13 protein-coding genes are annotated in these 18,125 nt (G+C 38.6%); 4 read left to right on the top strand and 9 right to left on the bottom strand.

Going from position 1 to position 18,125, the window contains the following annotated elements; translation table 11 throughout:
• Nucleotides 1-83 precede the first annotated feature (83 nt).
• Entirely contained in the window at nt 84-3,545 is a 3,462-nt protein-coding gene (locus G5B37_RS00785) for a M36 family metallopeptidase (RefSeq protein WP_164678147.1), read from the top strand.
• 217 nt (nt 3,546-3,762) lie between these two features.
• On the opposite strand, the gene G5B37_RS00790 is transcribed toward G5B37_RS00785, so the two are convergent.
• From G5B37_RS00790 to G5B37_RS00815, 6 genes are all read right to left on the bottom strand, one after another.
• Nucleotides 3,763-4,359 carry a superoxide dismutase family protein gene (locus G5B37_RS00790; RefSeq protein ID WP_164678148.1) on the bottom strand — a complete coding sequence of 199 codons (597 nt, stop codon included), beginning with the start codon at nt 4,357-4,359 and terminating at the stop codon, nt 3,763-3,765.
• A gap of 77 nt (nt 4,360-4,436) precedes the next feature.
• A complete protein-coding gene (locus tag G5B37_RS00795; protein ID WP_164678149.1) occupies nt 4,437-4,925 on the bottom strand; it encodes a YdeI/OmpD-associated family protein in 489 nt (162 codons plus the stop codon).
• A complete protein-coding gene (locus G5B37_RS00800; RefSeq protein ID WP_164678150.1) occupies nt 4,922-6,139 on the bottom strand; it encodes a bifunctional alpha/beta hydrolase/OsmC family protein in 1,218 nt (405 codons plus the stop codon). The genes G5B37_RS00795 and G5B37_RS00800 overlap by 4 nt, the downstream gene beginning before the upstream one ends.
• Before the next feature lie 55 nt (nt 6,140-6,194).
• Nucleotides 6,195-6,875 carry a DUF2490 domain-containing protein gene (locus G5B37_RS00805; protein WP_164678151.1) on the bottom strand — a complete coding sequence of 227 codons (681 nt, stop codon included), beginning with the start codon at nt 6,873-6,875 and terminating at the stop codon, nt 6,195-6,197.
• Between the two features lies 1 nt (nt 6,876).
• Nucleotides 6,877-8,826, bottom strand: coding sequence for a S9 family peptidase (locus G5B37_RS00810; protein ID WP_164678152.1), 1,950 nt, complete (start codon nt 8,824-8,826; stop codon nt 6,877-6,879).
• 15 nt (nt 8,827-8,841) lie between these two features.
• A complete protein-coding gene (locus G5B37_RS00815; protein ID WP_164678153.1) occupies nt 8,842-12,048 on the bottom strand; it encodes a WD40/YVTN/BNR-like repeat-containing protein in 3,207 nt (1,068 codons plus the stop codon).
• A gap of 158 nt (nt 12,049-12,206) precedes the next feature.
• Here G5B37_RS00815 and G5B37_RS00820 point away from each other — a divergent pair, with 158 nt between their 5' ends.
• On the top strand, nt 12,207-13,349 hold the full coding sequence (locus tag G5B37_RS00820) for a vWA domain-containing protein (RefSeq protein WP_164678154.1): 1,143 nt from the start codon (nt 12,207-12,209) through the stop codon (nt 13,347-13,349).
• A gap of 25 nt (nt 13,350-13,374) precedes the next feature.
• A complete protein-coding gene (locus G5B37_RS00825) occupies nt 13,375-14,841 on the top strand; it encodes a MoxR family ATPase (RefSeq protein ID WP_164678155.1) in 1,467 nt (488 codons plus the stop codon).
• Nucleotides 14,842-14,850: 9 nt separating this feature from the next.
• Here G5B37_RS00825 and G5B37_RS00830 read toward each other — a convergent pair whose 3' ends face one another.
• From G5B37_RS00830 to G5B37_RS00840, 3 genes are all read right to left on the bottom strand, one after another.
• A complete protein-coding gene (locus tag G5B37_RS00830) occupies nt 14,851-15,924 on the bottom strand; it encodes a S41 family peptidase (RefSeq protein WP_164678156.1) in 1,074 nt (357 codons plus the stop codon).
• Between the two features lie 130 nt (nt 15,925-16,054).
• Nucleotides 16,055-16,810: a sulfite exporter TauE/SafE family protein gene (locus G5B37_RS00835; protein WP_164678157.1), complete on the bottom strand. Its 756-nt coding sequence runs from the start codon at nt 16,808-16,810 to the stop codon at nt 16,055-16,057.
• A 54-nt stretch (nt 16,811-16,864) separates the two neighbouring features.
• On the bottom strand, nt 16,865-17,242 hold the full coding sequence (locus G5B37_RS00840) for a LysM peptidoglycan-binding domain-containing protein (protein ID WP_175017398.1): 378 nt from the start codon (nt 17,240-17,242) through the stop codon (nt 16,865-16,867).
• Nucleotides 17,243-17,455: 213 nt separating this feature from the next.
• Here G5B37_RS00840 and G5B37_RS00845 point away from each other — a divergent pair, with 213 nt between their 5' ends.
• Nucleotides 17,456-18,085 carry a fasciclin domain-containing protein gene (locus tag G5B37_RS00845; protein ID WP_263649822.1) on the top strand — a complete coding sequence of 210 codons (630 nt, stop codon included), beginning with the start codon at nt 17,456-17,458 and terminating at the stop codon, nt 18,083-18,085.
• Nucleotides 18,086-18,125: the final 40 nt, after the last annotated feature.

Consider the following 18,125-nt stretch of genomic DNA (forward strand, 5'->3'; position numbering starts at 1 on the left):
AAATATTTTGTTGAAATACATAAAAACAATTATTTTTACGACATTAAACCCCAAACCCTTAAAATAATTAAACACCACATCCTATGAAAAAGATTTCCTTTGGAATGTTAGTAGCGTTCTTTAGCTTGTGTATTGGTCAAACCGTAGCCCAAACGCTTACAAGCCAGATAGATGAAAAGCTATCACAATTGGTTGAATCCAAAAAACTACAGGCAAATGACCTTACTTGGGCCATAACCGATCAGAACGTTAGTTCAACAAGCGGCGTTGTACATATATATTATAGACAAGTTGTTAATGGTCTTGAAGTGTATGGTACTGAGTCTGGGATGCACTTTACTGCAGACGGTTCTGTGCTAACTCAAAACAATAGATTTATTAATGGCGCTGCTAATAGAGCAACAACAGGTGCTAATCCTTCTATTTCTGCTGTTCAAGCTGTGCAGGCGGCTGCAGACCAGCTTGGTTATGCACAGTCTGGAGGTCTTTCGGTTATTGAAAGAAAGTCTGGAGCGTCGCAAGAGACTCTTATCTCAAAAGGTGCTCTATCGCTAAGTAATATACCTGCAAAATTGACCTATCAGTTAGATAATGCAAATCAGCTAACATTAGCTTGGGACCTTTCTATACAAGAAGTTTCAGGTCATGATTGGTGGAGTGTTCGTGTAAATGCGTCTACTGGAGCTATTATAGACCAAGTGAATTGGATTGTAAGTTGTAACTTAAGTCATACGCATGGTACAGATGAAATTATAGATTACAATAAAAATTTATACGATATTCCTAATTATACTGAAACGGTGGCACCAACAACAACGATGCCTCCTAATAGTTACGAAGTTATAGCAATGCCAATTGAGAGTCCTTATTTTGGTGCTAGAACTATTGAAACGAATCCTGCAGATGTGTTAGCATCACCATTTGGATGGCACGATACAAACGGTGTAGCTGGTGCAGAATTTACTGTTACAAAAGGAAATAATGTAGATGCCTATGAAGATGGTGATAACTTCGGATTTCAGCCAGACGGTGGAGCAACACTTGATTTTACTGGGGCTGCTTTCCCTTTCAATCAAATTTATACAAATACAAATCAGTATGAATCTGCAGCCATTACAAACTTATTCTACTGGAACAACATTATTCATGACGTTCTTTTTCACTACGGTTTTGATGAAGCTGGAGGGAACTTTCAGGAGCTCAATTATAGTGGGTCAGGAGCTGGAAGTGATTCAGTAAATGCAGAAGCTCAAGACGGTTCTGGTACGTGTAATGCAAACTTCGGAACGCCACCAGATGGTAGTAACCCACAAATGCAGATGTATATTTGTGGTGATAAAGATGGAGATTTCGATAATTTAGTAGTTGTACACGAGTATGGTCATGGAGTTTCAAATAGATTAACAGGAGGACCAAGTCAATCTGGATGTTTAGGAAATACCGAGCAAATGGGTGAAGGATGGAGTGATTATCTTGGAGCTATACTTACTATGGAGCCTGGCGATATGGGAACAGACTCAAGAGCTGTTGGTACTTATCTTTTTGGTCAAGGACCTGGAGGAGGTGGAATTAGACCTTTCCCCTACAGCACAGATTTCGGTGTAAATCCACAAACTTATGACGATATCAAAACAGCTGCGGTACCTCACGGTGTTGGTTCTGTTTGGGCTACAACACTCTGGGAAGTTACTTGGGAGTTGATAGCAGAGTACGGCGTAGATAACAATATCTATAACTTTACAGGAGATGTAAATCTAGATGCAGGTAACGTACAAGCGCTTGCAATTGTAATGGAAGGAATGAAATTACAACCATGTAGCCCTGGTTTTGTAGATGGTAGAGATGCCATTTTTGCGGCAGACCAAGCTTTATATGGCGGTGCCAATGAATGCTTCTTATGGGATGCATTTGCAAGAAGAGGTTTAGGAGTAAGTGCTGATCAAGGATCTTCGAATAGCCGTTCTGATGGTACTGAGGCATTTGACACACCATCTGGAACAGCTGATTTTGCTGCGCCAAACGATGTTTGTGAAGGAAGCCCTGTAATTACAGATCTTGGAGGTGGAAGCCCATTTGGTGGAGTATATTCTGGACCTGGTGTTACCGATGATGGAAATGGGAATACTTATTCTTTCGATCCAGTTGCTGCAGGAGCAGGAATCCACACAATTACTTATACAGTACAAGATGGTGCATGTTCTCTAGCTTCTTCAGACTCTGATGATATTGAAGTGATTGCTATTGCCGCAGCTCCAGCTACAACAGGAGACGACATTGTTTGTGGAGAAGAAGATGCAACAGTTACTGCTACACCAAACGATCCAGCAAATATTATTTTGTGGTACGACGCCGCTTCTGGAGGAAACGTTTTAGCTGAAGGAACATCATACACATTTAGTCCAACAATGACAACGTCGGTTTACGCACAAGAGCGCCCGCCATTGCCAACGTCTAAGCTAGTTGTGTCTGAACTTACGTTTGAAACACCAGATAGACTTGAAATTCAAAATGTGGGAGAAGCATTCGATTATAGCGGTTACACCGTTGCAATTAGTGACCAACCTTTCGGAACTCTAAATAACGTGAACCCAGTGACACAAACATTGGGGAATATGGGAGCAGATTCTGTAGTGGCATGGAGTGATGATTCTGGTAGTGGTGATTACTGGGGTTCTAACATCTGGTGGGGTAATGGTGACGGATGGGTTATCATTATTGACGACGTAGGAAATGTTGTAGATTCAGTTTTCTGGAATATGACAGAACAAGATATTTCGGGATTAAATGTTACAATTAACGGATTTAATATAACGGCAAACGATCTTGATTTTATGGGTGATGGTATTTCACTTACTGTTACTTGTAATAATTCATTTAGAAGAGTTGCAGATACTGATACTGGAGCAGACTTCGCAGATGTTTGTTTGGCATCAGATTATGGTACGCCAAATACAGATATCGGTGATGTTTCTGGTGACTTAGGATGTTTAAGTCAGCGTGGAGAAGCAGAAGTATTAGTTGGTGTAGATACTACAGATCCAGTTGTTACTTGTCCTGCAGATGAGAGTGTAACGGTAAATGCTGGCGAACAATATACATTGCCAGATTATACAACAACAATCGTTGCAACAGATAATTGTACAGTATCTCCAGTAATAACTCAAGATCCTGTTGCAGGTACTCAAGTAGGGCCAGGAGTAACAACAATTACGATTACGGCAACAGACGATGCTAGTAACGAAGCATCGTGTACATTCGATGTAACTGTAGAAGAACTCTTAAGTGTAGAAGATATAGCATTAGCTAATGGTATTGCATTGGATCCTAATCCAACTGCAGGAATGCTAACACTTAGTAATACTAGTTCTTTAAATCTTACAGACGCTATCATTACAGACGTAAATGGTAGAGTGATATCAACCATAGACCTCTCAGGAGCGGGTGCTTCAACTGCAATTTCTTTAGAAAGAGTGGCAACTGGGCTCTATTTTGTAAGAATTAATTCTGAAACAGCTAGTGTTGTAAAACGAATCGTAAAAAAATAAATACGTTAATACATTAAGAATGAAACCCTGATAGGTAATTGCCTTTCAGGGTTTTAGTTTGGTATTATTTTTGAAATACCCTTAGTGAAGTATTGTTTTTGTTGTTGAAACATAAAGTAAACCTTGCCTCAAGTGTCCCTAAAAAGAAACAATAGCACTAAACATACAAAAGCCTCTGATGATTCATCAGAGGCTTTATTTATATGTTAAACAGTGGTTATTGAATAATAGCAGCACAACTTATACGTGCTCCTGCAGCTCCCGAAGGTTGAGAAACAAAATCATCTACCCCTTGATGCACGATAACAGCCTTACCTACAATATCTTTCTTTTCATCGCCGCAACCAATACACCATTGGTCTGTAGTGAAATCAATGACACCATTTCCTCTTGCATTCGCCTCGAAATTTCCAATATCTCCAAGGTGATATCCATCTTCTGACCCCCATTTACCATGACTTGTGAATGTTGGATTCCAATGACCTCCAGTAGATTTACCATCATCTGATGAACAATCGGCTTTTTCATGAAGATGAATGGCGTGAGTTCCTTCAGATAGGCCTTCTATTTCTGCAGTAAAGTACACCTTTCCTTCATGTTCTATAATGACAACTTTACCTTTAGCTTCACTATCACTTTTTGGGTATAGCTCGAAAGACAGCTTTTTATCTTTAGCTACCACTTTTTCAGTAGTGTTTTTTGTAACCTCTTCAACAACAACTTCCTCCGTTACTTCTTTTTCCTTCACTTCATCCTTGCAGCTTACTAGCCCTAAAACGGCTAAGCTCATTATTGCAATGCTAACTTTTTTCATATTTAATTGATTTAATTATTTTTCTATCTTCTAAAAGTAGGAAGTATGTTTTTGTTACCCAAATATTTCACAAAAACTTACCATTGCTGTTTAATGAGCTCTTTGGTTTCTGTAATACCACGTTTTAAATTTTCGCATAGTATAAGTGTCTTATCTATTTGCGTTTGAGCGCTCTTAAATCGTGATATATAATAAATAAGACTTCGTTTTTTTCCAATAGATAATCTTTCAAATAATTGAAAACCCTCTGGGTCGGTCTCTAAGACAACCATAAAAGCTTCCGGAACTTCTACACCATACTTGCTAGTATCTTCAAACAATTGTAACCAAAAATGCTCTTTAGGGGTTACACCCAGTTCGGTCTGATATCGTTTTCCAAAACTTATGAGTATTTCATCACCACGCTGGTGTAATTTTCCATGAAAATTAAGTTTTTTGTTGTTGTGATAAGCTGTAAGTGCCACTCTAGTTTTATTGGCATCTAGAAAAGGTTTGGCAAGTCTCAAAGGAATAATTACACCATGAGTTCCAGTTATGGTTACTTCAAATTTCTCCGACTTTATCATGTAATTAATGAAGTAATAACTTGAGTTTCGCTGTGCAATGTTTTGTGAACTGGACATTTGTCGGCTATTTGCAAAATACGCTGTAGCTGTTTTTCATCTAAGGAGCTGGTGATTTTTATCTCACGGGTAAATGTGTCTATTTTGGCAGATGGATCTTTTTCACATGCTTCACAATCTTTTGCATAATCTTTCGAATAGCTAGTGTGCACTTCAACGTTTGCAATGGGCCACTTTTTACGCCTTGCATACATCTGAATGGTCATAGCAGTACAGGCAGAAAGACTACCAGCTAATAATTCGTATGGGGTAGGACCAAAATCTTTACCACCAACACGAATAGGTTCGTCTGCCTTCAAATAATGCGTGCCTAGTTTCATTAATGTTGTGAATCCGTCTTCATCATCTAAACTAGCTACGGCGGCATGTGTTGTTTTTATGGTTTGTTCTACGGGTACTTCAATGTAGCGCGCCGCCCAACCAGCTATGACTTTGCCCACGTACGATGCATTCTTCTTATCAATTAATAAATGCTCAGAACCATCGAGTGTTACAAAACTTTTTGGATGTTTGGCAGCGTGATAAATTTCTTCAGCATTTTTAATAGAAACAGTTGCATCTTGTGGCGAATGCATAATTAAAAGAGCTTTATTTAATTTCCGTGCTGCATTCTCACAAGAATGTGCTTCTAAATTATCTATAAATTGTTTTTTAAATGTGAAATCGCGCCCCGCAAGTTGTACAACAGCTTCTCCATCAGATTTTATAGTGTCTAGTTGAGTTCCAAATTGTTTTTGAACATGCACAGGATTACTAGGCGCGCCAATGGTAGCCAATGCTTCAATACTATCAATTTCTGAAGCCGCAAAAATCGCGGCTGCTCCTCCTAAAGAATGCCCAACAAGTAGGCTAGGAGCCTTAAATTCTCGCGCAAGAAATTCTGCAGCACTTACAAGATCTTCAACATTACTAGAAAAATTGGTGTCGGCAAAATCTCCATCACTATCTCCTAGACCAGTAAAATCAAAACGTAAAACGCCAAAACCTTCACTAGCCAATGCCTTACTCACATTTCTTACGGCACTAAAATCTTTTGTGCATGTAAAACAGTGTGCAAAAATTGCGAAATTGTGAGGGTCGCGCTCTAAGGGCAAGTCAATTCTTCCGGAAAGTGTTTTACCGTTTGCGTTGGTGAAGTTTATTTTACTAGATTTCATACCGTCTGTTTTTTATGGCGTTAAATATAACCCAGACAAATTTTGTGTTTATTGCCTAAGGCGTTGAGCTACCAGAGAAGTCGGGCGTAAAGGTAATTCCTAACAATAGCCTATTAAAATCTGGACCATCTAGATGAATACGCTGAAATCCAATTCTCGATTTTATGAGGTCGCTAAATTTATGACCAACACCTAAACCCAACCAATTTTGTGCAAACGTGGGCTCATTTCCAACATTGAGCCAAATTTCATTATATATATCTGCACTCCATGTGTCTGAAAATGGATACGTAAATTTCGCCATATACCGAAACCAATGCCTTGTGTCTGTTGTTCCATTTTGTACAATAAATCTATTCTCAAGTCTTGCACGGTGGTCTATTTTTGCTTTCCCAATAGTATGGTCTAGGAGTATGTCTTCAACAATTCTATGCTCGTCGAAAGACTCAGGAATTTCAGATTGATACGAAAAATCATTTCTGAAATAAGCATAACCCGCTCCTACAGAAAGCCCTTTCATTATTCGATATTTTACTCCTGTTCTTATCTTAAACTGTTGTATTTCGCTGGCAAGCTCAAAGAAGCGAAATTGGGTTTGTAGCTGGACTGAAAACTTCTCGGAAACTTTACTATTGGAGGCCAAGATATACCATGCTCCTAATTCGTCATTTTCAGCATTTTGAGATACTGCGTTAACTGCTACTAACAGCAAGATTACCAAACATATTTTTTTCATACTATTCTTCTGCTTTTATTTCTACATTTTTAATTTTATCACCGTCCATCGGTGACGTACCGTCTCCTTTTAAGTACATATCTAAAAAGGTTTTAATTTTTCCGTAGGCCTCAATCTGATTTTCCTTTTTAACAAAACCATGCCCTTCATCTTCAAACAAAACATATTCTACTGGCACACCATTTTTGCGAACACCCGCAACTATCTCGTCACTTTCTACCTGTAATACGCGTGGGTCTTTTGCGCCTTGCAATACCATTAGAGGCTTAGTTACCTTATCTGTATGAAATAACGGAGAAATCTGACGCAATCTAACGGTGTCTGCCGTATTGGGATCACCCATTTCTGTATACAGGGCATCTTTAAAAGACTCCCACCATGGCGGAATGCTCTTTAGTGTTCGTAGCCAATTGGTAACACCAAAGATATTTACACCTACATTAAATTCTTCTGGAGCGTAGGTAAGAGCCGCCATCGTCATGTAACCACCGTAAGAGCCACCAATAATGCCAATGCGTTCTCCATCGATGTTTTCTTGCGCAGCCAGCCAGTCTTTTCCTGCAACACAATCTTTTAAATCTTTATCACCGTGATTGCGGTCGTCCATTTTATAGAATGTTTTTCCGTAGCCACTGCTCCCGCGATTGTTCACGGCTAAGACAGCATATCCGTGATTTACCAAATACTGAATTGTACTATTAAATCCTTGCCGCGATTGCCCTCCTGGGCCACCGTGTACCCAAACCAATGCTGGCACAGGGTCTTCTTTAGTAGCTTGCTGTGGCTCATAATAAATCGCAGGAATTTCAAGTCCGTCAAAAGATTTGTAACGGATTACTTTGGCAGTAACTAAATCTTCATTGTTTATCTCGTCGTTTAAATTTTCCGTTAGGCGCGATAACTTTTTTGTTGAAAGATTATACGAGTAACTATCTGAAGGTGTATGAGAACCCCCAACACGAAGTAATACGGCTTCTTCATCTCTAGAGAACGATACGCTCGTGATTTCCTTATTTTCAAAACTTGGAAATTCTACTGCTTTCCCAGACGAAACTTCGGTTACTTCTAGGGTGTTTTTAGCATCTTCATTTATAAAAGTGGTTTGGTAACTTCCTTTATCTGTGAACGAATAGCCATTTATATCCCATTCGCGTGCTACTACCTTTTCCGAAGTACCTTCTTCAAAATTATATTTCATTACATAACTAAACTCGCTACCCTCGTCTGTAGTATAATAGAAGCCACTACCGTCGGGCGCCATGTCTTGCGGTCGGTTAGCGCTAGGCGCAGTATTAACTTTAGTTTTTTTGTTTGTTTCAGTGTTCAACACAAACAAATCTGAGTCGTTAGTGTTTATTGGACTCACCAAGGCGATATATTTTTTGTCTTCGCTTATACCTGCAAAATCGAAACCTTCTTCAATTTGGTATATCATTTTTGGAGTCATAGTTTCTATGTCCATTTCATAATGGTCTAAAAATCTGGGATCTCTTTCATTACTTCCGTAGAAAAAACTTTTACTATCTTTAGACCAACCTCTAAAAAGTGCTCGTACTTTGGTAGTAGGAGTAAGGGCGGTAATTTCGGCACCATCTTTCATGTAAATTTTGAAAATTTCATCTCCGTTTCCATCCATTCTAAATAGAATACGATTGTCTTCTGGAAAATAGGAGATTCCATATATAGATGCGCTGTCACTTTTTGTAATTGGTGTTAACTCACCACCACCTTCTGGAGTTGTGTACATATTATAGATTCCAGAGCGATTGCTGGTCATTAATATCGTACTCTTATCGGCAGAATACCCATTGGCAAAGGCATTCTCGTTATCCATAAATTGCTCTATGGTGTATTGCTGTATTTCCCTGTTCTCGGCTACCTCCTCTTTTTTGGTTTCTTTACAACCTATTAAAAGACATAGGATGGCAACGAGTGCGATTAGTTTTTTCATTGTTTAGTTGTTTAGTTATTCTAATTTGATTGTCTTTGTTTCTTTGAAAGGATCTAAAACTACTTTCTCCATCTTAGACCTATAGGTCGGCCATTCGGTTACAAAGAAGTTGTTCGTTTTTTCCAGCGCCTTTTCCAGTTCCTCTTTGGCTTGTTGTATCAATATACGCTCGGTTTTAGTTAATCCCTCTGGACGACTGCCGCTATACCAATTGGCCTGGCCAATGCGCTGCATCACCGTTATTTCGGGATTTCTAGTAATACCTTGTCGCTTGTCTACCGTACCTAAATAGTGGGCAACAAGCGAATCTATTTGCTTTCCAATTGCCTTAGAGGCTTTTATTTCTTCCTTGTATTTTTTCTTGTCTTCCTTTGTTAGTTTTTTGCTGAAATCGTCTACGGTATTTTTACTTTCAACCAATTGTTTTACGGCATCTGCAGCTGTCTGGGTCATATTCTGAAGCTCCTTGGAAGCACTATAGCTATCGTTTATAGCTTGTTGTGAAATCTCTAAACGAGGATCGCTTTCAACCTTAATGTTAGTTGTTGTACTAGCACCATCGTGTTCTAAAGTCACTTTATAATTGCCTGGTTTTACTGAGGTTCCTCCAGGTTCGTTGCGACGTTTACGTATGGTTCTAGAAGGTCTGTCTACTCCAGCCTCATCCATACGCCAGCGCCATGTGTAAAATCCGGTGCTATCAGGTACTTTTCTCTTCAAGGTGCGTATTAGGCGCGTACCGTCATAAATTTTCATGTAAATAGAATCTTTGCTTGGTTTATCTTCGGAAATTTCCGATGTTTCGACATCTTCAGTGTCTTCTTCAGTATCGTCCTTAGATTCTTTCGTCGTACTCTTTTTGAAATAGTAGCTAATACGAGCTCCTCCAGCTCTATTTTCACCATTGTAGAGTGCGTCGCCTCCAAAACGACTCCCTGTTGCTTGCTGGTATGCCGCTTGGTATGCCGTAGGCGGACTAAATACCTTAATGTTTTCATTTAAAAGGGAGGTGTTCTTAGCGATCTCTCGCAACGGACGAATATCATCTAATACCCACGCGGCGCGACCAAACGTTCCAATAACCAAATCATGCTCACGTTCTTGAATCACTAAATCTTTCACCGAAACCGTTGGAAAACCATGTGTCCATTTCATCCAGCTGCTTCCAGCATTTGTTGAAATGTATAGGCCGTCGTCTGTTCCTAAAAACAATAAATTCTTTTCTATAGGGTCTTCAACAATACTAAGGGTATAACTTTCTACATCGTTTTCAGCTACTATGCGAGTCCATGTTTTACCATAGTTAGTAGTTCTATAGGCGTAAGGTGTGTAATTAAATCGTCTGTAATCGTTAGCAACAAGTAGCGCTTCTCCTTTGTTTTTGTTGCTTGCTTTTATTTGTACAATCCAACTTCCTTTGGGTAAGTCAGGAATGTTAGTAGACACATCGGTCCATGTTTGTCCGCCATTTTGTGTATAGTGCACACGTCCGTCATCACTACCAACCCAAAGCATATTTTGTTCAAGTGGAGAGGGTTCAATTACTAAAATAGTAGTGTGGTTTTCGGCTCCGGTGGCATCCATTGTCAGGCCGCCACTTTCACTTTGCTTTTGTTTTTCTGGGTCGTTGGTTGTAAGATCTGGAGATATTACCTCCCAAGTAAGACCTTTATCTACCGATTTGTGTACAAATTGACTTCCGAAGTAAATAGTACTATTATTAAAAGGATCAATATTTATGGCGCTATTCCAATTAAAACGCAAGAACACATCTGGGTCTGGGTGAGTGGGTTTTACTGTATAATTATTACCAGTGATATAGTCGTAGCGACTTACAAAGCCTTGTTGGCTCATACTCCAGCCGTAGCGACTATCGTCTCTGTCTGGCACCACATCAAAACCATCACCAAAACTAATTTCTTGCCAATAGCTATTGCGTATTCCTTGCGCTTTCCAAACATAGGCAGGACCTCTCCAGCTTCCGTTGTCCTGCATACCGCCATAGACATTGTACGGAAATTCATTATCTACATTAATATGATAAAACTGAGCCACGGGCAAATTACCAACAAAACGCCAAGAGGCGCCGCCATCATGGGTGATGTTTAGTCCGCCGTCGTTTCCGTCCATCATAAAGCTGCCATCATTAGGGTGAATCCACCACGCATGATGATCTGGATGAACACCGTTATCTACACCATAAGCTGGCATAAGCTCTGTGAAGTTTTTACCTCCGTCTTCAGAAACGTTCACATAAGTGAATACAGAGTACACCCGATTTTCATTTTGCGGGTCAACAAAAATGTCGCTATAGTAAAACGGTCGGTTTCCAATATCATTCTTGTCATTTATTTTTTTCCATTTAAATCCGCCATCGGTAGATTTATACAAGGCATTTTTCTTTGCTTCTACCAACGCATACACAACATTCGGCTTATTTGGCGCTATGGCAAGACCAATACGTCCTAATTCGCCTTTTGGCAAACCGTCGGCATCGGTACGTTCTTCCCATGTAGTTCCACCATCGTGAGTAATAAATAAGCCGGAACCTTCTCCACCCGATTTAAAGAACCAAGGATCGCGTTTGTGTTCCCACATGGCAACCATCAACTTATTAGGGTTGGTAGGATCCATTACCATATCGGCAACTCCTGTTTTGTTATTTTGAAAAAGTATTTTATTCCATGTTTTTCCGCCGTCTGTAGTTTTAAAGACACCTCGTTCTGGGTGTACGCCCCATGGCGAACCAATAGCCCCAACATACACCACGTTAGGATTGGTAGGGTCTACCAATATTTTGTGAATATGGCGAGTATTTTCTAAGCCCATGCTTTTCCACGTTTTTCCACCATCTAAGCTTTTATATACCCCAAAACCACCATTCAGGCTGTTTCTTGGATTTCCTTCGCCAGTTCCTACCCATATTACACTAGGGTTGCTTTGTTGAATAGCAACTGCTCCAATGGAAGCCGTCTTTTCATTATCAAAAATTGGATCCCATTTTACGCCGCCACTCGTACTTTTCCAGAGACCGCCAGAAGCGGTTCCCACGTACATAACGTCTGGGTTAGTGGTTACTACATCTATGGAAGTAACACGACCCGACATGCCGCCAGGACCAATATTTCTAGGTTTTAAATCTTTTAAGATGTCGTTGGTTAGTTGTTGTGCCGAAAGAGAAGCGGCAATGCACATAAATGCTAGAAGGAAAAATCGTTTCATTTTTTTCTGAAATTTTTGGTCATTAAAGATACTAAAATTCGAAAGGGATTCATGCGGGTTTGTCTATTTAACAGTGTACTAAGCATCAACCGTAGATTCTAACTTTTGTTTAACAGTATAGAACATATTGTTATACAATTAAGTATTAATTTTAGAAGATGAAAAAGAACCCGCCTAAGACAGGTTTCGTGTTTACAAAACACAATGCACTGGAGCAATCTATTTTTGAACGTCTCTTCGAGATTTTTCAAGAGTTAATTACGCATACTTCGGGAGATTTTGATGAGGCGATTGATTGGCTTAGGCAACTAGATGAAGAATATTCGCTTACTACCCCAGAATATACCATAGACGATTTTATTGAAGAATTAAAAGAACGAGGCTTTATTCGTGAAGAGTTTAAGCCAGATGGAAGTGGTGGGAAAGGAACTGGAAAGGGCTCGCTAAGTATGACCGAAAAGTTAGAACGCTCACTCCGGAAAAGGGCTTTAGAACAAATTTTTGGTAAATTAAAGCGAGGAGGCGTCGGAAATCATAAGTCAAAATATAAAGGTAGAGGAGATGAACAGTCTGGCGAATTCAGAAACTATCAATTTGGTGACGCCTTAGATAGTATTTCTATGACCGAAAGCCTGAAAAATGCGCAAATTAACCACGGAATAGGCGACTTACATCTCACAGAGAATGATCTTGTGGTAGAAGAGACCATGTTTAAAGCGCAAATGAGTACGGTGCTTATGATAGATATAAGCCACAGTATGATTTTATATGGCGAAGATAGAATTACACCTGCTAAGAAAGTAGCTATGGCACTTTCAGAATTAATTACAACACGATACCCGAAAGACACGCTAGATATATTAGTCTTCGGAAATGATGCATGGCCTATAAAAATTAAAGATTTGCCTTATTTAAATGTAGGGCCATATCATACCAATACGGTAGCGGGGCTACAGTTAGCTATGGACATGCTGCGACGAAAACGTAATACGAATAAGCAAATATTTATGATAACCGATGGTAAACCTAGTTGTTTAAGACTAGCAGACGGGCGTTATTATAAAAATAGTAATGGATTAGACGAATACATTGTAAATAAATGCTACATGATGGCAGCACAGGCACGCAAATTACATATTCCTATAACTACCTTTATGATTGCGAGTGATCCTTACTTACAACAATTTGTAGATCATTTTACTGAAGCCAATCAAGGAAAGGCATTTTATACGGGTCTGCAAGGTCTTGGTGAAATGATATTTACAGACTATGAGAACAATAGAAAGAGAAAGTTGAGATAGTTATAAGAAGAAAAGAATACTATATATGAAAATAGAAGACATAAAAACATTCGGTGAACTTAAGAAAGCGGGTTACAACTACCAATCTATAAAAGAAGAGCTACGTAGAAACCTGCTTCAAAAACTTCTAAAAAAGGAAGTTGTTTTTGAAGGCATTCACGGATATGAGTATACCGTAATACCAGAGTTAGAACGGGCAATATTATCTAAACATAATATCAATCTTTTAGGTTTGAGAGGGCAGGCAAAAACAAGGCTTGCCAGGCAGATGGTTTCATTGTTAGATGAGTATGTTCCAGTGGTAGCAGGTAGTGAGATAAATGACGACCCCTTTATGCCTATCTCTAGATACGCGAAAGAATTATTAGAAGAAAAAGGCGATAAGACACCTATAGAATGGTTGTATCGAGAAAGTCGATTTTCAGAAAAATTGGCAACACCAGATGTAACAGTAGCCGATATTATTGGTGATGTAGACCCAATAAAAGCGGCCAATTTAAAACTAACATATGCCGATGATCGTGTAATTCATTTTGGAATGATCCCGCGAGCCAATAGATGTATTTTTGTCATTAACGAATTACCAGATTTACAGGCGCGTATTCAGGTAGCCTTGTTTAATATTCTACAAGAAGGAGATATTCAGATTCGCGGATTTAAATTGCGACTTCCTATGGATATTCAGTTTGTTTTTACCGCAAATCCCGAAGATTACACCAACCGAGGAAGTATTGTTACACCACTAAAAGACAGAATAGGTTCACAAATTTTAACCCACTATCCTGAAAGTTTAGAGGTTGCTCGTACTATCACCAAACAAGAGACTACGGCGGCACAAGCAGATAAACCAAATGTATACGTACCAGAACTGGCGAAAGATATTTTAGAACAAATTAGTTTTGAAGCCAGAGAAAGTGAGTTCATAGATTCAAAAAGTGGCGTTAGCGCCAGACTTAGCATTACTGCTTTTGAAAATTTACTAAGTACGGCAGAGCGTCGCGCGTTAATCAACGGTGATGACAAAACTAGTGTTAGGTTAAGTGACTTTATGGGAATTATCCCTGCCATAACTGGGAAGGTGGAGCTAGTCTATGAAGGAGAACAAGAAGGGGCTAATGAAGTGGCTAAACAACTTATAGCAGACGCTATTAAGACTGAATTTTTGAATTATTTTCCGAAAATTGAGAAACTTCAAAAAGAAGGAGAGCCAGATGTTTATGAAGATGTTATTGGGTGGTTTTTTGAGCAATCGGGCGGTTTTGAACTTCTAGACACCTTTAACGATGATGAATTTCAACAACAATTAAACAGGGTAGCCCCCCTAAATGATTTGCTAAAGGCATACGGTACCGACTTTAAAGAAGAAGATATACTTTTTGCTAAAGAGGTTATCTTGTGGGGCCTAGTAGAGTTTAAGAAGTTAAGCAAGTATAACCTTAGCGACGGACTTAGATTTAAAGATGTGTATAGTGGTTATATAAGCGGTCTTTAAGAATGATCTTTATTGTTTGCTAAGGTGAAGTATGGCTCGGTTAAGTACCGAGTCAGATTTATTTTCAACATCTTGTAGTGTATTTTTTACTTCAATATCTACCGGTGTACCAAGCCCTTCATAATTAACTCCGTGAGCATCAAAGTAACGTTGATAGCTAAGTGTGGTTACCCAACCATTAGGCAGTTTTTTTGATTCCATATTACTATAACTGCCATTTGAAGGTTCACCTATAAGCGTAACATTAGGTAGCTCTTTCAATACAAGGGTGAGTTCATCTGCAGCGCTTACTGTCTGGTCGTTAAGTAGTACCGCTACAGGTTTATCTAAAAATTGATAGCGTCCGCGTGGACCAAAGTAGTTTTCTTTTTTATTAGCAAATCTACCTCTCTTTCTTTGCTGCTTGTAATTTCCGAGAATACGTTCCTTTAAAAAACGACCTAAAACATTATTTGTGAAACTAGTATCACCTCCTATATTAAAGCGCACATCTAGGACGAGACCTTCTAAATTCTGAAAGCTTTTAAAAATCTGATTCAATAGTGTGTTGGTTAGCGATAGATTCATAAAGTCATGAGAACTAAAGCTCCGCGTATACCTAAGATATCCAATTTTTCCATTATCTGTGTACGTAAAAAGGGCTCTTCCTTTGTATTCTGGACCAATAAATTTTAATTTTTTGAAACCCTCTTTTAATAACGTAGTCTCAGTCATCTCATTAAAACGTGCTCTTCGTTCTCTCCCTGGGATGGGTCCTAAGCGCTCTAAAATCAGAGATTTGCGTCCCGCATTATAAAATGAATCTATGCTTGGTGCTCTTAGATTTACGTGGTCGTCCTTAAAGTCTGTAAGCATACTCTTAAATATGCGAAAAAGTGTTGTGTCTGGTGTCTTTTCAGTTATGAACGCGCGGTTTTTTTTATATTGAAAATTCCAATCAATGTTTTTTTCTTCAAAACTTGCGTAGTTTTCGTCAAAAAAATGCCAAAATTTTTCGAAAGATTCTACAGGTTTGTTGGTGTTAATTTGTCCAAACAGACTAATACTACAGAAACAGGCAAGTAAGAGTATATACTTTTTCACACCTCTAAACTACTAATTTTTATTTGAGAGATAGGCTGTTAGTTAATTTTCTAGCTTATAGAACTATTTTTACTTATGCACTTACCTGAAGTAATTATAAAGTGCGCTAGCTTATTTTCTTCTGAAATCGTTAGCTTATTTCTGAAATCGCCTTTATAATGAGTATAATTCCTGAAATTACCATAATAGCAATAAGCCAACGCCTGAAGGCTATTTTCGACATACGTTGAAGTAACCATTTACCTATAAGATTACCCACAATTGCTCCTAATCCCATGGCAATACCTAAAACCCAAACTTTTGTGCTAAGCAAACCGAAAAAGGCATAACTGCTTATTTGGGCCGCTCCAAGGAAAAAGCTTTGTGCACTCTTAGTGCCAATTAACTCTTCTTTATCTATTCCCGCATTTAGTAAAAACGGATTAAGTATCGGGCCCATACCACCGGTAAATGTTCCAATTATGGAAATAACAAAGCCTAGGGGAATAAAATACCAGAGTTTTACTGTAAAAGAACGTTCCTTTTTTCCGAAACGATACTGAAATAAAGTGCTTACAAGAAATAATCCAACAATTAATTGAATCCAATATATTTTAACCTCAGAAAATAAATACGCAGCCACTACGGCTCCAAGCATAGCCGATGGCACGTAATACCAAAACACTTTCCACCGAATGTGTTTCCAGAATATAACAATTCTTGTTGGTCTACTTATAAAGCTGCCAAGATTAATTACCTGCGCGGTTTGTGATGTACCTAGAAGGAAGTTTAAAATAGGAATTTGTAGTAGGGCACCACCACCGCCACTTATCGTAGAAAGCGTGAACGCCGCAGCTCCTAATAAAAAAAGCCCCAATAATAACCAAATTGAAATTTCAGCAAACATAGTTAGCAAAAAAAATCCCGCACTAGGCGGGATTCAATGAATAATAATGAATTCCTAAATATTAGGAATTACTAGTTCTTGTCCTGGATGAATCATATCTGGATTCTTAAGAATGTCTCGATTTGCTTCAAAAATTGCGTTATACTTCATTGGGTCTTTGTAATAATGCTTTGCAATTTTACTTAACGACTCTCCACTTTCTACTGTGTGACGTGCATAAACTGTTGTGTCTGCTACTTTAATGTCTGCCATAATATCTGACGGATTTTCACCTCCAGCGGCTTTAATCTCATCCCATAACAGATTTTTCTCGTACTGAGTATTTGCAGTTCCAGTAATGTGTAGTTTGTTTCCATCTACCTTTACATCACCATTCTGAATATTTAATTTTTCACCTAAATTGAGTACGTTTTGATATTTTGCTTTAACCATGATTTGTTGTTTTTGTGTTTCGAATTCTAAAGATACAAAAATTAGGTAATTCTAATCGAATGACTATAATTACATTCGCTTTGTTTACCTTAATATTTTAACTAATATTAGATTTTAAACAACTTATTTAACGTAACATTAATGAATCGTTAGCAAAAATTGCAGCTATTGCAGAGTATCTTTGGTATAAGTTAATTTAAAACCAACAACGTTATGAAAATGATTAAATTATTTATGTCGCTGGCAGTAGTAGCTATGCTATTTGCTTCTTGTGATGATACGAAAAAGAAAGAAGCCGAAGCGAAAGCTGAAAAGGAAAAAATGGAAATGGAAGCCAAAATGAAAGCCGAAGAAGAAGCTATGATGGTGAAAAAAGAGAAAATGGAGGCGCAAAATACTTCTATTGCTTCTATTGCCATGAGAAATGAAAATTTCTCTACACTCGTATTAGCATTGAAAACAGCTAGTTTGGCGCAAACCTTTATGGAGCCTGGTGAGTATACTGTATTTGCCCCAACCAACGATGCATTTGCTAAAGTACCAGAAGCTACTATGGACATGCTAATGAAACCAGAAAATAAAGAGAAACTGCAAAATCTACTTAAGTATCACGTTGTGAAGGGTGAGTGGAGTGCAGAAGCTGTGATGAAGGCAGTAAATGATAACAAAAACGCGTATAACGTAACTACATTAGCTGGCGAAAACCTAGTTATTTCTGTTAAAGACGGAAAAGTTAAGTTAAAAGATGCAAAAGGTAATACAGCCACTGTTGTGATGGCAGATGTTGATGCTTCTAACGGAGTAATACATGCAATTGACAAGGTGGTAATGCCAAAAGGATAATACCTTTTTTAGTTAAGTAAGTAAGATGAAGGCCTCAGAA

The organism is Rasiella rasia, from assembly GCF_011044175.1.
Classification (GTDB): Bacteria; Bacteroidota; Bacteroidia; order Flavobacteriales; family Flavobacteriaceae; genus Marinirhabdus; species Marinirhabdus rasia.

Bases quoted from the DNA above. Each gene is read 5' to 3' on its own strand.
- G5B37_RS00785 (WP_164678147.1), top strand. From the start codon at position 84: ATGAAAAAGATTTCCTTTGGAATGTTAGTAGCGTTCTTTAGCTTGTGT.
- G5B37_RS00790 (WP_164678148.1), bottom strand. From the start codon at position 4,359: ATGAAAAAAGTTAGCATTGCAATAATGAGCTTAGCCGTTTTAGGGCTA.
- G5B37_RS00795 (WP_164678149.1), bottom strand. From the start codon at position 4,925: ATGATAAAGTCGGAGAAATTTGAAGTAACCATAACTGGAACTCATGGT.
- G5B37_RS00800 (WP_164678150.1), bottom strand. From the start codon at position 6,139: ATGAAATCTAGTAAAATAAACTTCACCAACGCAAACGGTAAAACACTT.
- G5B37_RS00805 (WP_164678151.1), bottom strand. From the start codon at position 6,875: ATGAAAAAAATATGTTTGGTAATCTTGCTGTTAGTAGCAGTTAACGCA.
- G5B37_RS00810 (WP_164678152.1), bottom strand. From the start codon at position 8,826: ATGAAAAAACTAATCGCACTCGTTGCCATCCTATGTCTTTTAATAGGT.
- G5B37_RS00815 (WP_164678153.1), bottom strand. From the start codon at position 12,048: ATGAAACGATTTTTCCTTCTAGCATTTATGTGCATTGCCGCTTCTCTT.
- G5B37_RS00820 (WP_164678154.1), top strand. From the start codon at position 12,207: ATGAAAAAGAACCCGCCTAAGACAGGTTTCGTGTTTACAAAACACAAT.
- G5B37_RS00825 (WP_164678155.1), top strand. From the start codon at position 13,375: ATGAAAATAGAAGACATAAAAACATTCGGTGAACTTAAGAAAGCGGGT.
- G5B37_RS00835 (WP_164678157.1), bottom strand. From the start codon at position 16,810: ATGTTTGCTGAAATTTCAATTTGGTTATTATTGGGGCTTTTTTTATTA.
- G5B37_RS00840 (WP_175017398.1), bottom strand. From the start codon at position 17,242: ATGGTTAAAGCAAAATATCAAAACGTACTCAATTTAGGTGAAAAATTA.
- G5B37_RS00845 (WP_263649822.1), top strand. From the start codon at position 17,456: ATGAAAATGATTAAATTATTTATGTCGCTGGCAGTAGTAGCTATGCTA.